Origin of the sequence: Paractinoplanes aksuensis, from assembly GCF_024137025.1 — a bacterium.
In the GTDB taxonomy this organism is placed as follows: domain Bacteria; phylum Actinomycetota; class Actinomycetes; order Mycobacteriales; family Micromonosporaceae; genus Actinoplanes; species Actinoplanes aksuensis.
The window spans coordinates 1-15,648 of the sequence record NZ_JAMYJR010000042.1 but is presented as its reverse complement, the minus strand read 5'-3'; the positions used below and the strand labels follow the sequence as shown (position 1 = coordinate 15,648).

Genomic DNA, 15,648 nt, shown 5'->3' with positions numbered 1-15,648 from the left:
GTCAGCTGCCGGCGGCGACGAGCTGGCCGCCCTGGATCGTGCCGATCGACGTCTCGAAGATGCCGACGCCGGTCCGGTCGAAGGCGAAGCTGCCCAGCAGTCCCTCGTACTTGGTGGCCCGGATGGCGTCGGCCAGCGGCTTGCCGGTGGCGACGTTGCTGGTCTTGAGCGCGGTCAGCAGGATCTGGGTGCCGTCGTAGGCCTTGGCCCCGTGCAGTTCGGCCTCCTCGTTGAACTTCGCCTTGTAGGCGGCAGCGAACTTCTTCGACGCCTCGCTGATGTCGTTGCTCAGATACGGGGAGCTGACGATCGTGCCCTCAGCGTTCCTGGCGCCGGCGGTGTCGATGAAGACGGGTGTGCCCTGCGGCGCAGCGCCGGCGAAGGTGGCGGTGATGCCCAGGTCGCGGGCCTGCTTGACGATCAGCCCGGACTCGACCTCTTCGGCCCCGAGGAAGATGACCTTGGGGTTCTTCTGCCGGATGCCGGTGAGCACCGCGCTGAAGTCCTTCTGGTCGGTGGTGACGACCTGGTCGGCCAGCGGCGTCACGTTGCGGGCCTGCAACGCCTTGAGGAAGGCGTCGTGCTCACCCTTGCCGTAACCGCCGTTGTTGGTGATCATCGCGATGCTCTTGATGCCCTGGCCGTCCACGATGTGCTTGGCCAGGGTCTCGTCGTAGGTGGTGCTGGTCGGGCCGTTCAGGAACAGGAAATCGCTGCCCACGGCGACCAGACCGGGCGACTGACCGGAGGTGATGTTGGGGATCTCGGCCTGCTTGAGCAGGGGCGCCATGGCGATCGTGACGGCGCTCTCGGCCGTGCCGACCATGGCGATGTAGCCCTCACTGTCGATCTTGCGGGCGAGGTTGGTGCCGACCGTGGGGTCGCCCTGGTCGTCGAACACGTCGAGCTGGATCTGGCGGCCGTTGACGCCGCCCTGGGCGTTCCACTCGTCGACGGCGAGCCGGGCCCCCTTGAGCTCCCAGGCGCCGAGGGAGCTGAGCTGGCCGCTCTGGGCGTCGACCAGGGCGATCTTGATGGGGCCGTCGGTGCTTCCCGAGTCCTCGTTGCCGGAACCGGGAGCGCTGCATCCGGCAGCGATCAGAGCGACGGAGAAAATGGCAGCGGTGGCGCGGAATCGCAGCATTGGCGTCTCACCTCTATCAGTCGAAAAGGCCCTGGTAGATGTCCTTGATGTTCCAGTGGCCGGGAGTCGGTACCGGTTCGTTGACCATCGGCACGTCGATCACCGCGGGGCGGCGGCGTTCGACGGCTGTCTTGAGGGCGGCGCTGAGCTCGCCCGGCTCGGCGACGACGTAGCCGTCGGCCCCGCAGGCGCGGCCGAGGGCGGCGAAGTCGGGGCTGTACGGGTTGCCGTCCGGATCGACGAAGTCGCACCCGTAGCTGCGGCCGAAGAAGCTCGACTGCAGGTCGGAGATCGTGCCGTGGGCCCGGTTGTTCATCACCAGGAAGATCACGGGCAGGCCGCGTTCGACGGCCATGGGCAGCGCGGGCAGCTGGGCGCTCATTCCGCCGTCGCCGATCAGGGCCACGACGACCCGGTCCGGCTCGGCGATCTGCACGCCCAGCGCCGCCGCCGGGCCGAAGCCCATGGTCGAGGCGCCGCCGGGGGTGATGAACCGGCCGCTCGCGGGCAGCGGGTAGCACTGAGCCACCCCGTTCTTGTTCCAGCCGACGTCGGTGACCAGCACCGCGTCGGCCGGCAGGGCGGCCCGCAGGTCGGCCAGGATGCGCTCGGGGCGCAGCGGGAACTGGTCGCTGCGGCCCCGTTCGGCACTGGCCGCGAACATTTCGGAGCGAGCCGTACGGATCTGCTCGCGCAGCCCCGGCCGGACCTGGGGTTCGTGGCGGCGTACGGATTCCAGGATCTTCCGTACGGCCGGACCGGCGTCGGCGACCACGCCGATCTCGACCGGGAAGTTGCGGCCGATCTCGGCCGGGTCGATGTCGATCTGGATCAGCCGGGCCGGTGGGAAGCGCCAGGTGTGCTCCGGGTTCCACGAGCTGGCGTCGGTCTCGGCGAACCGGGTGCCGATGGCCAGCACCAGGTCGGCGTCGCGGGTGTAGGCGTTGGTCTCGGCCAGGCCCCAGAACCCGGTCATGCCCATGACCAGCGGGTGGTCGTCGGGCAGGGCGCCCTTGGCCATCAGCGAGTGGGCGACCGGGAGGTCCAGGTGCTCGGCCAGCTCGCGCAGCGCCTGCCGGCCGTCCGCCCCGCCCAGTCCGCCGCCCAGGTAGATCAGCGGGCGCTGGGCGACGACGAGCGCGGCGGCAATCCGGTCGGCGTCGGCCGGGCTCAAATCGGGCCGGGATGACGACTGTGGCAACGGGTAGGCCGGAACCGTTGCCGGCATCGGCCGGGAGAACAGATCCATCGGCACGTTGAGCAGGACAGCGCCGGGGCGGCCGGAGGTGGCGGTCCAGAACGCGCGCTCGGTGAAGCGGGGCAGGTCTTCCACCCGCTGCACCTGCCAGGCCCGCTTGACGAACGGCCGGTAGATCGCGGTCTGGTCGGCGTCGGCGTGCAGGTTGACCTCTTGGTGCGGGTGACGCCCGTACATGTAGGAAGGAATGTCGCCGGAGATCGCGATGAGTGGTACGGAGTCGAGGGCGGCGGTGGCCACGCCGGTGACCGCGTTCATCATGCCGGGGCCGACGTGCATCAGGACGACGCCGGGCTTGCCGGTGGCGCGGGCGTAGCCGTCGGCGGCGTGCGCGGCGGTCTGCTCGTGCCGGGCGATGACGAACTCGATCGGGCTGCGACCCAGCGCGTCCAGCAGGGCGATATTGGTGTGGCCGCAGGTGCCGAAGATGTACTCGACGCCGTAGTCGACAAGTTGGTCGACGAGCGCGGCGGCAGCGGTGGGCGTAGTCATCAGTCTTCTCCCCAGATCGACAGGCCGCGCAGGATCAGCGTCTTGACGACCGTGTAGTCCTCGACCATGAAGCGCGGCGACTCGCGACCGAAGCCGGAATCCTTGACCCCACCGAACGGCACGTGGTCGAGCCGGAAGTTGGAGGACCCGTTGACCACCAGGCCGCCGACCTCGAGCTCGCGCCAGGCGGTGAGGACGCGGCCGATGTCGCTGGTGAACAGCCCGGCCTGCAACCCGAACCGGCTGGCATTGCACGTCTCCAGAACGGCGTCGAAGTCGTCGAACGGCAATACGCTGACCAGGGCGCCGAAGACCTCCTGGACGACCACGGCGGCGTCGGCCGGCGGGTCGGCCACGACGGTCGGGGTGAGCGTGGCGCCGTCGCGGGAACCACCCACGGTGATCCGCCCGCCCGAGTCGACCGCGGCCGTCGCCCAGCCCAGCACCCGCTCGGCCGCCTGTTCGTCCACCATGGACCCGACATCGGTCGACGGGTCGAGCGGATCGCCCACCCGCAGGGCCGCGACCTCAGTCGTCAACAGCTCGACGAACTCGTTGAACCGGGCGCGCTGGACGTAGACGCGTTGCACGGAGATGCAGCTCTGCCCGGAATTGCTGTATCCCGTACGAGCGCACACCCGGGCCGCCTCGGCCAGGTCGGCGTCATCGCAGACGATCGTGGCCGCGTTGCCGCCGAGTTCGAGCACCAGCCGTTTGGCCCCGGCCGCGCGGGCCACCGCCGCGCCGGTCTCGGCGCTGCCGGTGAAGCTGATGACGGCCACCTCGGGTGCGGCGCACAGGGCGGCGCCGACCTGGCCGTCGCCGTGCAGCAGCTGCACCGCCTCGACCGGCGTCCCCGCCTCGAGCAGCAGCGCCACGAGAGCAGCCGAGACCGCCGGGGCCTGCGGCGGGGACTTGACGATGGTGCTGTTACCGGCCGCGAACGAGGCGCCGAGCTTGTGCGCCAGCAGGTTGGCGGGGGCGTTGAACGGGGTGATGGCCAGGGCCACGCCGGCCGGGGCGCGATAGGTCAGCGCGGTGTTGCCCACGCCCCGCTCCCAGCCTGCCACGGGCAGCACATCGCCGCCGATCCGCCGGGCTTCGGCCGCGCACACGGCGAAGGTGTCGGCGACCCGGTCGAGTTCGCCCCGGCCGTCGCGGACCGGCTTGCCGAGTTCGAGCGCGAGGAGCCGGGCGAACGCGTCGCGGTGCTCGGCGGCCAGCGCCGCCGCGCGGTCGAGGATGGTGGCGCGGGTGGCCGGGGCCAGCCTCGCCACCGAGCGGGCCGCCGTCCGTGCGTACCCGGCGGCGACGCGGACGTCGCCGGACCCGGCCGTCGAGGCCCGGCTGACGACCGTACGGGTGAAGGGGCCGACCCGATCGGCCGGAGTGCCCGCGTCGATCCAGGAGCCGGCCAGCAGCGCGGGCGCCGGGGTCACCTCACCGACCGGCGTCCCGAGGATCGCCTTCAGCATTAGCAACCTCCCACGGTCCGTCTAATGGACCTAATATGGTTGTTCTGGACCGCTCTGCGGACTCTGGTGTAACGTACGGTTGGCCGTCGGGCGAAGGCAATAGGTGGACGTCGAAAAGTTACGAGCCGATGACGTCGGCGCCGGGAAGGCAGAATCTTGGGTGTCCGCCCAGGAGAGGAAGTGAGTCACGGTGCCATCCGCGACCAGCCGCAGCGCCACCGGTGAAGAGACGTCCGACAGCGGGGGTGTCCGCAGCATCCAGCGCGCGCTCGACATCCTGTCGCTGCTCAGCGAGGAACGGCCGCTGATCGCCGTGCGGGACATCGTCACCGCGACCGGCCTGGCCAAGACGACGGTCATCCGGATCGTCCAGACGCTGGAGCAGAGCGGGCTGCTGTGGGCGACCAGCTCCGGCTACATGGCCGGGCCCGGCCTGTGGCGCTGGGCCCACCTGGCCCGCCGCAGCTGGGAACTGCCGCCCGAGACCCAGCGCCTGATGCGCGAGCTCGCCGCCCGGGAACGCGAGACGGTCAACCTCTACGTCGTGCGCGACACCGTCCGGGTCTGCATCGCCCAGCAGGAGAGCCCGCAGCCGCTGCGGCACGTCGTGCAGGTCGGCGACGAGCTGCCATTGTGGGCCGGCGCCTCGGCCAAAGTGTTGCTGCGCAACGCCACGCCCCAGCTGCTGACCCGGATCGCCCGGTCCTCGCCGTGGGGCGAGGGGCACGTCGACCGGCTGCGGGAGTGGATCGACGAGGCCGCCGTGCAGGGCTTCGCCGTCAGCCACGGCGAACGGGAGGCCGGGCTGTCCGCCGTGGCCGTGCCGCTGACCGGCCGGTCCGGCTCGGTGGTGGCGGCGCTGACCCTGAGCGGGCCGACCGTGCGCTTCACCGACGACCGGGTCACCGAGTTCACCGAGGCCCTGCTCGCGGCCGCGGCCCAGCTGGACGAGCGCGGCTTCGACCACCCCCTCGGGTCGTCGTTCTGACGCTCGGTGTCGAAAGGAGCAACGCGCATGCCCGACCGGCCGCTCGAAGGGGTCCGCGTCCTCGACCTCACCAACGTCCTCGCCGGCCCGTACTGCACGTACCACCTCATGCTCCTCGGCGCCGAAGTGATCAAGGTCGAGATGCCCGACCGCGGCGACCTGGCCCGGCGGCTCGGCCCCGACCCGGAACTCAACCGGTCCGGGCTGGGCGCGTCCTTCCTGGCCCAGAACGCCGGCAAGAAGTCGGTCGAGCTCGACCTGAAGTCGGAGGCCGGGCGGGCGGCGTTCACCGGCCTCGCAACGCACGCCGACGTGCTGGTCGAGAACTACCGGGCCGGGGTGCTGGCCCGGGTCGGCTTCCCGTGGGAGCGGCTGCGCGGGCTCAACCCGGGCCTCGTCTACTGCGCCATCAGCGGTTTCGGCCAGACCGGGCCGATGAGCCAGGCCCCGGCCTACGACCAGATCATCCAGGGCCTGGCCGGGATGATGAGCGTGACCGGCACGCCCGAGACCGCCCCGCTGCGGGTCGGCTTCCCGGTCGCCGACACGGTGGGCGGGCTCAGCGCGGCGCTCGCCATCACCGCCGCCCTGGCCGGGCGCCGGATCGACGGCCGGGGCCGCTTCCTCGACGTGTCCATGCTGGAGGCTTCGCTGTCGGCGATGGGCTGGGCCGTCTCCAACTATCTGGTCAGCGGGGTCGAGCCGCAGCCGATGGGCCACCAGAACGCCACCGCCGCGCCCTCCGGCACCTTCGACACGGCCGACGGCCCGCTCAACATCGCGGCCAACCGCCAGGAGCAGTACGAGACGTTGTGCCGCCTGGTCGAGCGGGCCGGCCTGATCGACGACCCCCGGTTCGCCGACCGGGAGGCCCGCAAACAGAACCGGGCCGAGCTGAACCGGCTGCTGAACGAGGCGCTGCGGCACCGCCCGGCCGCCGAATGGGAACACATCCTGTCGGCCGCCGGGGTGCCCGCCGCTCGCATCCTGACAGTCGCCCAGGCAGTGGCGGCCGACCAGATCGCCGGGCGGGGCTTCCTCAGCGACGTGCCCTTCCCGCCCGGGACGCCGCCGGCCGCGATCGCCCGGTCGGGCCGGGACACCCTGCGGGTCAGCGGCAGCGGAGTGCTCTTCGACGGCGAGCCGCTGACGCCCCCGTCGCCTCCACCGGTGCTCGGCCAGCACAACGAGGAGCTGGCCGGTCTGCTGCACCGCTGGCGCGCGGCCGACGCCCGACTGTGAACCGGCCATCCTGACCTCCACCGGTTTGTACGAACCAGTACGTTAGTTGTCCTCGCTCAGACCTGTCGATGTCAAGCAAGACCACTGAGCGGTACCAGTAGACCGCACAGTGGACCGACAGTTACTGTCACGCCATGACGGATTCGCTGGCGGCCGACTGGTGGGGCACGGCGGTGTCCCGGATCGAGCCGAACGTCGTGGAGCTGCGCGGCACCCCGGTGCAGGAGCTCATCGGCACGATCGGCTTCGGGGCGATGATCTGGCTGCTCCTACGGGGTGAACGGCCCAGCCCGGAACAGGCGGCGCTGCTCGAGGCGGCACTCGTCGCCGGGGTCGACCACGGCCCGCACGCGCCGTCGATCGCGGTGGCCCGGATGGCCGCGACGTGCGGCATCGGGCTCAACAACGCGATGGCCAGCGCGATCAACACGCTCGGCGACTCGCACGGCGGCGCCGGCCAGGAATGCGTGCTGCTGCTGGACGAGATCCGCGAGCGGGCGGCGGCCGGCGAGCCGCTGCCCGAGGCGGCCGACGCGGTCACGGCCGAGTGGCGGGCCCGGGGCGTCCGTTACCTGCCCGGCTTCGGTCACCGCTTCCACACCCGTGACCCGCGGCGGGATCCCCTGGTGGCGCTGGTCGACCGGGCCGTCGCGGCCGGTGTCGTGGACGGCGCCCACCTGCGCGCCGCACTGGCCGTCGAGACGGCTCTCAACCGGGGCCGCAGCACACCGGTCCCGATGAACATCGACGGCGCCACAGCGATCATCTACGCCGAGCTCGGCTTCCCCGCGCCCCTGGCCCGCGGCCTGTTCGTGCTCAGCCGCAGTGTCGGCATCCTCGCCCACGCCTGGGAGGAGACCGGGCAGGGCCGCCGCAACAAGGGACCGATCCCGCCCGCCATCCGGCCTACCTATCTGGGGTGATGCACATGGCCTCCTTCTACCGCCTGTCCATCGCCACGTCGTGCCTGTCGGGCTCCCTCGAGGACAAGCTGGCGGCGGTGGCGGCGGCCCGGTTCCACGGCATCGAGCTCGCCGCGAGCGACCTGGTCGCCGCGTCCTGGTCCCCCGGCCGGATCCGTCAGGAGTGCGCCCGGCGCGGCCTGACCATCGACGCCTTCCAGCCGTTCCCGGACGTGGAGGCGGTGCCGCCGCAGATCTTCGCAGCGAACCTGCGCCGGGCCGAGCGCACCTTCGACGTCCTGGAAGAGCTCGGCGCCCGTACGCTGCTGGTCGGCTCGTCGATGGCGGCCGACGCGGTGGACGACGACGACCTGGCCGCCGAGCAGTTGCACGAGCTGGCCACCCGAGCCGCCGGCCGCGGGCTGCGCATCGCCTACGAACCGCAGGCCTGGGGCCGGTTCGTGACCACGTACGCCCACGCGTGGCGGGTCGTCCGCCGCGCCGCGCACCCAGCCCTGGGCCTCTGTCTGGACAGTTTTCACGTGCTCGCCCGTGACGAGCCGGCCGGAATCCGGGTCATCCCCGGCGACAAGATCTTCCATCTGCAGCTGGCCGACGCGCCCCGGCTGACCATGGACGTGCTCGAGGGCGGCCGCCACCACCGGCTGTTCCCCGGCCTCGGCTCGTTCGACCTCGCCACGTTCCTGGCGCACACGCTGAGCACCGGTTACGACGGGCCGCTGTCGCTCGACGTGCTCAACGACGTCTACCGGCAGGCCGACCCGCGGCACACCGCGATCGACGGCATGCGGTCGCTGCTCGCCCTGCGCGAGACGGCGGCCGGCGTGACCCCGCCGCCGGCCCGGGCCCGGCTCCGGTCGGGCGGCCTGCCGCCGGCGCCCGAACTCGGCGGTATCGTCTTCACCGAGATCGCGGTGGACGAGATCTCCGGTCCCGCCGTGGCCCGGGCCCTGTCCGCGCTCGGCTTCGTGCACACCGGCCAGCATCGGTCGAAATCCGTGCAGCTGTGGCAGCAGGCCGAGGCCCGGATCCTGTTGAACTTCGCCGCCCAGCGAACTGTAACCCCGGGCACCGCGTCGATCTGCGCGCTCGCGGTGGAGAGTGCCGACCCGGACGCGTCGACCCGCCGGGCCGAACAGCTGCTCGCGCCGGTGCTGCCCCGGCTGCGCGCGCCGGAGGAGGCCGAGCTGACCTCCATCGCCGCCCCCGACGGCACCGCGGTCTTCCTGGTCCGCACCGGGCCGGAGCGGGAGAGCTGGATCCAGGACTTCCGGCCCGTGGCCGCGCCGGACGGCAGCACGGCCGGAATCACCGCGACGGACCACCTGTCGCTCACCGACGAGGTCGACGACTTCGACGACGCGGCGCTGTTCTACCGGGTCGTGCTGGGTCTGCGGGCCGGTGCGACGACCGAGATCACCGCGCCGTTCGGGCTGATCCGCACCCGGGCCGCAGCCGATCCCGGTCACCGGGTGCGGATCACGCTGAACACGGCGCCGCTGCGGCGCGGGGACTGGGCACCCGCCGTTCCCAGCCCGCAACACGTCGCCTTCCGAACCGGCGACGCGCTCGCTTGTGCGGCGGCGATGCGGGCACTCGGCGCCCCCCTGCTGGCGATCCCGGACAACTACTACGACGATCTGGCCGTACGCCTCGATCTGGCCCCGGAGTTCGTCGCGGCCCTGCGCGCGCACTCCGTCCTCTACGACCGCGACGAGACCGGCGGGTACCTGCACTTCTACACCGAGATGCTCGGCTCGCGGGTGTTCTTCGCCGTGGTGCAACGCGTCGACGGGTACGCCGGCTACGGCGGACCGGTCAGCGCGCCGGTCCGGATGGCCGCCCACCGCGAACGCCGGTTGGTCACGCTGCGGGACAGCTCGGCATCGACGCCCGTACGCCATGATTTCTCGCTCGCCCACCTGACCGCGCTCAGCCTGTCCCCGCCGGAGTTGGTCGACGCGGCGGCCGAGGCCGGCTATCGCTACGTGGGTCTGCGCCTGACCCGGGTGACGCCGCAGGAGCCGCACTATCCGCTAGCCACCGACCCGGCCCTGCTGCGCACCACCCAGCTGCGGCTGGCCGCGACCGGCATCGAAGTGCTGGACATCGAACTGGCCCGGATCAGCCCGGACGACGACCCGCGCGACCTGCAACGGTTCCTCGACGTCGGCGCCGAACTGGGCGCCCGCCACGTCATCGCCCAGTTGCCCGACCCCGACCGCAACCGCAAGATCGACCGGTTCGCGCGGCTGTGCGAGATGGCCCGGCCGCTCGGCCTCACCGTCGACCTGGAGTTCCCGTCGTGGACCGAGACGCCTGATCTGAACGCGGCGGTCCGGGTGCTGCGGGCGGCGGATCAGCCCAACGCGGGCATCCTGGTCGACCTGCTGCACTTCGCCCGGTCCGGCTCTAGCCTGGCCGACCTGCGGCAGTTGCCGGCCGAGTGGTTCCACTTCGCCCACGTCTGCGACGCGCCACCGGTCGTGCCGGCCACCAACGAGGGACTCATCCACACCGCCCGTTTCGAGCGGCTCTTCCCCGGCGAGGGCGGGATCGACGTGCACGGGATCCTGGATGCCCTGCCGCCGGGGCTGCCGTACGCGCTGGAGATACCCCGGGCGACCCTGGTGGCCCAGGTGGGCGGCAAGGAGCACGCCCGCCGGGCCATCACGGCCACCCGGAAGTACCTCGCTATTTGACGACCCGCACCGTGGCCGTCGAGGTGAGCTGCTCCTGCTTCCCGTCATGGCGGAAGGTGCCGACCAGGGTCAGCGGCACGGCCGCGCCCTCCGGCACGTTGTTGTCGAGCCGGGCCCGGTCGATCAGAACGGTCAGCGTACGGCCGATCACCGTGGCCGACCGCGCCTTCACCGGCGTGGACGACAGCGGCGTCCGCAGCACGACGTCACCGTCGAGCCGATAGCCGGCCGGCAGCTGCAGGGTGGCCAGGACGACGCCGTCCACTCCGGTGAACGTTCCGGTGCGCGAGCCGAGGTCGACCGTCGAGGGGCGGAACCGCAACGCGCCCGGCAGATCCGTGGACGTCGGGTACACCTCGATCTTGCCGGTCGGGCGCGGGTCGGTGCAGTCGTTGAAGTAGTACTCACCGGCCCGGTCGAAGGTGAACGTGGACCGCTCCCCCGGGTTCAGCCGAGGGTTGAACAGCCCCTCGAAGAACTGGGTCGCGCAGTGCTCCTTCTGGTTGGGGAAGTTCGGGAAGGTCTCCGCGCCCGGGTTCAGGAACGTCACGGTCGAGCCCACCGGCACTCGCAGGTGGGTCGGGGCCATGCCGCGTTGCGAGGTGCTGTCGCGGGCGGCGGCGGTGTCGGTGGTGCGGTCGGCCCGTCCCAGCAGCACGGTGTTGCCGACCGTCGCGCCCTCGACCGGATCGCCCTGCACTGGACGGCGGATCGTCAGTGGCGCCGTGTCCGGGCCCTCCTGGCTGCCCGACTCGGTGGTGTAGGCACCGCCGAGCTTGAACGCCCACAGCGAGTCGCCCTGGGTCACCGATCCGCCGTACGGGTTGGTGGATCCGGCGGCGAGGACGGCGACATACTGCTGACCGTCCACGGTGTAAGTGATCGGCGCACCGGCGATGCCCGAGCCGGTCTGGAACTGCCACAGCAGCTTTCCGTCACGGGCGTCCATCGCCAGCAGACGACCGTCGATCTGACCGGCGAACAGCAGGTCGCTGGCGGTCGTCATCGGGCCCTGGCCGTGCGACATGTCGGTGCCGAGGTGGTTGCGCCAGCGCACCTCGCCGGTCGAGGCGTCGTAGGCGAGGATGCCGCCGGTCTGGTACTGCCCGATCGCCCGTTGCCCGTTGGCGGCGGCGCCGTTCCAGTGGGCCACCGGGTTGGCGCCGTAGGGGAAGTAGACCAGGTTCGTGCTGTGGCTGTAGGAGTCGTTCGACCAGTCCCCGCCGCCGTTCTGGCTCGTGGTCGACAGGATCGGCAGGTCCCACTGCGGGTCGTACATGCAGCCGCGGCGATGGCCGGCCGCGGAGTTCTTCGGGTACGTCAGGAAAGGCTCGTCGGCCGCGACGTAGCTGTCCGGGTTGAAGACCAGGTTGCCCTTCGCGTCCGGCTGGTAGCCGTTGTAGTTGGGCACGGCCCGCCACGGGTCACCCGGGACGTTACGCGGGTCGAGCTTCTGCCACACGACGCACTCCGGCAGCAGGCGCTCGGCCGGGAACGGCTGGGTCGCGGCGTTGTGCTGCCGCGAGTCCTGAATCATCGGCTTGTCGACGACCGGGAGCACGGGCCTGCCGTTGGTGCGGTCGAGCACGAACTGGTGGCCGGACTTGCTGCCGTAGAACACCACCTTGCGCTTCTGCCCCTTGACCTTGATGTCGGCCAGCGTCGGCGGGTGCACGTTGTCCATGTCCCAGACGTCGTGCCGGATCGACTGGTAATGCCACTTGTAGGCGCCGGTCTTCATGTCGACCGCGACCATGGTGGTCGAGAACAGGTTGTCGCCCGGCCGCTGCGAGCCGTCCTGCGACGTCCGGCAGCTGCGGGGATTGCCGAACGTCATGTAATAGAAGCCGAGGCCGGGGTCGACCGCGCCGTGGATCCACGGTGTGGCCCCGCCTTCCATTGCGCACTGGGCGCCGCCGGGGCCCCACGTCGCACTCGCGTCCACGGCGATGCCGTTCACGTCGGTGTAGATCGTGCCGGGGGACGGACCGCCGAAGAAATGCCACAGGTACGCGCCGTCACTAGCTCGGACGGCCACGACCGCGGCGCGGTCGCCGTTGGCGGCGTGGGCATAGACGATGCCGTCGTGGTAGACGGTCGCCACCCGGTCCAGGCTGCCCAGGTCGACACCGGCCGACACGGCCGGCTGCACGGCCCAGACCTGGGCACCGGTGTTCTTGTCGAGGGCGACGATCCGATCCCCGCCGGCCAGCGTGTAGACCTTGCCGTCGCCGATGGAGACACCACGGCGCGTGTCCGCCGTGTCGAAACCCTCCGGCGCCCACTTCCACTTGGGCGCCCCGGTGGCGCCGTCGACGGCGATCACCTCGCCGCCCGGGGTGTCGAGGTAGATGACCCCGTCGGCCACGATGGGTGTGGTCTGCTGGCCCACGTCGGCGCTGGCCGGAGGGACCGCCGAGACGTGCGTACGCCAGGCCGGGGCGAGCCGGTCGAGGTTGCGCCGGTTGATCTGGGTCAGCGCCGAGTAGTGCTGGTTGGCGAGGTTGCCGCCGACGTTGGGCATGTCGGCCCCGTTGGGCTGCGGGCCGTCCGTGGCGGGCCCGGCCAGCGCGGCCGACGGCCCGGCGGCGACCGCGACGGCGAGCAGGATCGGCAGAAGAACTCGTGGTCTCATCGGTCTCCCCTGGCTACTTGCGCTTGGCCGGAGTGCAGAACGGCTCGAGGCCCATGGCCGACTTGATGCCGTGCCGCAGATGCGCCTGGAACTGGGCGGCGCCGGGGAAGGCCGAGTTCGCCTGGAAGGCGGCCGCGTCGTGCCCGAGCGTCGTGACCCAGGACCGGCCGCCGTCGTAGTACTGGCACCAGGTGACCGGGTGGAAGTCGCCGTGGCCCGGGTGCGACCCTTCGCCGCCGGCGCCGTCGGCCAGCGTCCGCTCGTCCACCGTGGCCAGGAAGTTCACGTTCGTCGGGTAGGGCACGAGGTTGTACCACTCGTCGGAGAAGGCCCACCGGCGCGGCAGATCCTTCGTCGACACGTCACGGTTGTTCACCACGACGACGTCGCCCGGCTGGTTGCGCCCGTGGTTGTAGTAGTTGGCCTTGCCCAGCAGGCCCTCGTACCAGGGCCAGCCGTACTCGGTGCCGAAGGCGTTGTGGACGCCCACAAAGCCGCCACCGCCCTGGATGTACTTGCGCAGCGACTCCCGCGCCCAGTCGAGCCGGGTGCCGCCCTCGGCGCCGCGGGCGTGGTTCCACAGGGCGTCACGGGTCGGGCTCATGAAAATCACGGCCCGGTAGCTCGACGACAGCCGCTCGACGGCCTGCACGTCCTCGGTGACGTGGACCTCGATGCCATCGGCCTCCAGAATCCGGACCAGGCCCGCCTGGGCCACGTTGGAACTGTTCAACGGTCTCGGCCAGGCCGCCGGGTCGCTGTGGTCGTGCGTGATCACGTACGGCCGGGGCAGCCCCAGGCCCTCGAGGCTCGCGTTGTCGGGGTCGAGGACCTGCCCGAGGTTGGCGTGCCGCGGCCCCGCGGTGCGGGAGTAGACGAGCACCTTGTTGTCGCGCTCGGTGCCCCAGTTGCTGTAGCAAGCCGGATCGACGCCACGGCAAACGCCGTAGACCGGATCGATGCCGCCGGGCTTCTGGTGCTGCCCGTTCGACGCGTTCGTGACCGCGAGAGCCGAGGCCGGCGCGAGCAGCGCGAGCGCCGCGACGGGCGCCACGGTCTTGAGCCAGTGACTGGTCACGCCGGCGACCCCCGCCGGGGAGTGGATTCCCGTTGCATTCGATTTGTCCCTTCGATGGCGCCCATCGACGGAATCACCGGCCGGTAGCACTGCCGCACTGCCGACCATCGAACCATTGGTCCGCCTGGTGGACTTATTGAACCGCTAGACAGACCATAGACGGACGTGAACGCGCTCACAAGATTTGAGGACAGGCGGTCTTCGCGGCCGGCTCGGCGAGCCGGTCGTGCTCGCGTAGCGGTCGTGCTCGCGTGGCGGTCGGCGCGCCCTCGAGGCGTTGCCGAGCTACCTTGCCTACAGGATGCGAAACTCGAGGTGACGGTGGCCGGCTGACGATGACTCTGATCGACCTCGATACCGCTGGAACTGCCGCCGCGTCGCCGACCGCTCCGGTCAACCTGACGCGGCTGCGCCGGCTCGCGCTCGCCGTTCTGACCGCACTGGGTCTGGCCACGATGACCGCCTCGACACCGCCGCCGCCGGCCCTGGTGCGGCCGCTCTGGACGACGGCGTGGCAACCGAGCGACGCCCTGGCGACGGACGGCCGGGCGGTCTACCTGAATCGCAGCAGTCCCGACGGCCCGGCCGAAGTTGTCGCCTACGACCTGCCCACCGGTCGCCTGCGCTGGAGCAGTCCGACCGGCGACGCGTACGACGTCCGGCCGGTCGGGGGTGTCGTGCTGGTGACCACCGGTCCGTCACCGGTCGGCTCGGCCTCGTTCTCGCCCGGACCTCACACGGTCGCGCTCGACGCGGCGACCGGCACACGACTCTGGCAGTCGGCCGGCGCCGCCTCGCCGTCGTCCGTCAGCGGCCAGGTGCTGCTGGGCGAGACCGGCGCGTCGGGGGCGACCACGGGCCTGCGCCTGGTCGGGCTCCGGGACGGTCACCAGGTGTGGCGACGGTCGATCGCCCCGGCCGAGGAGTGGACCGTGCTCCCGGCGGGCGCCCGGCCGACCTCGGTCGTCACGGTGACCGCCACCGGCGAGGCCACCGTCCACGGCTACGACGACGGCGCCGCGCGTCATCGCGGCCGTATCCCCTGGAACGGGGTGTATTCCGCGACGTTCTTCGCGGTCGGCGCCCAACTCGTGGTGATCCGGAGGGCGTCCGCCCAGACCGCGGCCACCGTTCACCGCGCGGCCGATCTAGGACTGCTGTGGCGGTCCGACGAGCTGATCGGCTCCGTCACCGGCTGCGGCCGGCTGATCTGTACGGCCGGCGTGCGCGGAGTGGCCGGCCGCGATCCGGCCACCGGGCGCCTGATCTGGCAGCGCGACGACATGCGATTCGTGTGGGATCTCGGCGCCGACCGCCTGCTGCTGTCGGCTGCCGCCAATCTGGCCTCGGCCACGACCGAGCTGGTCGACTCGGGCACCGGCCGCACGATCGGCCGTCCGCTCGGCGGCCCGGGGGCGTTCGTAGCCGGCCCGGCCGGTTCGCTGATACTGCTCCGCGCGACGGGAACGCCCGACTACCGCACCGCCGTGACCCGCCTCGACCTGGCCGACGGCCGGCAGACCGCCCTCGGCCTCCTCGATCGGCTCGCCGAGCAGAACTGCCAGGGCGCGTCCGGCTATCTGCTCTGCCCGCGCGGGAACACCCTGACCGTCACCGCCGTCGGGTGAGCGCCCAGGGCGTATCTGGCGGATCACGTGGGAGCGAGGCGAGGTCCAGGTCGTGGCTGGCGTCGGCCGCAGGGCGGTCCAAT

10 protein-coding genes are annotated in these 15,648 nt (G+C 71.5%); 5 read left to right on the top strand and 5 right to left on the bottom strand.

Going from position 1 to position 15,648, the window contains the following annotated elements; genetic code table 11:
* Position 1: 1 nt before the first annotated feature.
* The 3 genes from M1L60_RS36805 to M1L60_RS36795 are packed head-to-tail and all read right to left on the bottom strand — an operon-like array spanning position 2 to position 4,369.
* Complete coding sequence (locus tag M1L60_RS36805) at positions 2 to 1,144, bottom strand: ABC transporter substrate-binding protein (protein ID WP_253242189.1); 1,143 nt, start codon at positions 1,142 to 1,144, stop codon at positions 2 to 4.
* A gap of 16 nt (positions 1,145 to 1,160) precedes the next feature.
* The gene (locus M1L60_RS36800; protein ID WP_253242188.1) at positions 1,161 to 2,894 is read right to left on the bottom strand and encodes a thiamine pyrophosphate-binding protein; all 1,734 of its coding nucleotides are present in this window, start codon (positions 2,892 to 2,894) and stop codon (positions 1,161 to 1,163) included.
* Complete coding sequence (locus M1L60_RS36795) at positions 2,894 to 4,369, bottom strand: aldehyde dehydrogenase family protein (RefSeq protein WP_253242187.1); 1,476 nt, start codon at positions 4,367 to 4,369, stop codon at positions 2,894 to 2,896. Before M1L60_RS36795 ends, M1L60_RS36800 begins: the two co-directional genes overlap by 1 nt.
* 190 nt (positions 4,370 to 4,559) lie before the next feature.
* Here M1L60_RS36795 and M1L60_RS48075 point away from each other — a divergent pair, with 190 nt between their 5' ends.
* The 4 genes from M1L60_RS48075 (at position 4,560) to M1L60_RS36775 (ending at position 10,224) form a co-directional block, all read left to right on the top strand.
* The gene (locus M1L60_RS48075; protein ID WP_253242186.1) at positions 4,560 to 5,357 is read left to right on the top strand and encodes an IclR family transcriptional regulator; all 798 of its coding nucleotides are present in this window, start codon (positions 4,560 to 4,562) and stop codon (positions 5,355 to 5,357) included.
* A 27-nt stretch (positions 5,358 to 5,384) separates the two neighbouring features.
* Positions 5,385 to 6,599 (top strand): CaiB/BaiF CoA transferase family protein, encoded by a 1,215-nt coding sequence (locus M1L60_RS36785; RefSeq protein ID WP_253242185.1) that lies wholly within the window; start codon positions 5,385 to 5,387, stop codon positions 6,597 to 6,599.
* 134 nt (positions 6,600 to 6,733) lie between these two features.
* A complete protein-coding gene (locus M1L60_RS36780) occupies positions 6,734 to 7,522 on the top strand; it encodes a citryl-CoA lyase (RefSeq protein ID WP_253242184.1) in 789 nt (262 codons plus the stop codon).
* 5 nt (positions 7,523 to 7,527) lie between these two features.
* Positions 7,528 to 10,224: a TIM barrel protein gene (locus tag M1L60_RS36775; protein WP_253242183.1), complete on the top strand. Its 2,697-nt coding sequence runs from the start codon at positions 7,528 to 7,530 to the stop codon at positions 10,222 to 10,224.
* Here the strand turns inward: M1L60_RS36775 and M1L60_RS36770 are convergent.
* Together M1L60_RS36770 and M1L60_RS36765 are read right to left on the bottom strand one after the other, a co-directional pair.
* Positions 10,217 to 12,859 (bottom strand): outer membrane protein assembly factor BamB family protein, encoded by a 2,643-nt coding sequence (locus M1L60_RS36770; protein ID WP_253242182.1) that lies wholly within the window; start codon positions 12,857 to 12,859, stop codon positions 10,217 to 10,219. The two genes, M1L60_RS36775 and M1L60_RS36770, sit on opposite strands and share 8 nt — an antisense overlap.
* Before the next feature lie 13 nt (positions 12,860 to 12,872).
* Positions 12,873 to 13,937, bottom strand: a complete 1,065-nt coding sequence (locus M1L60_RS36765; protein WP_253242181.1) for a ThuA domain-containing protein — start codon at positions 13,935 to 13,937, stop codon at positions 12,873 to 12,875.
* 335 nt (positions 13,938 to 14,272) lie between these two features.
* On the opposite strand from M1L60_RS36765, the gene M1L60_RS36760 reads away from it, so the two are divergent.
* Positions 14,273 to 15,565, top strand: coding sequence for an outer membrane protein assembly factor BamB family protein (locus tag M1L60_RS36760; protein WP_253242180.1), 1,293 nt, complete (start codon positions 14,273 to 14,275; stop codon positions 15,563 to 15,565).
* Positions 15,566 to 15,648 lie beyond the last annotated feature (83 nt).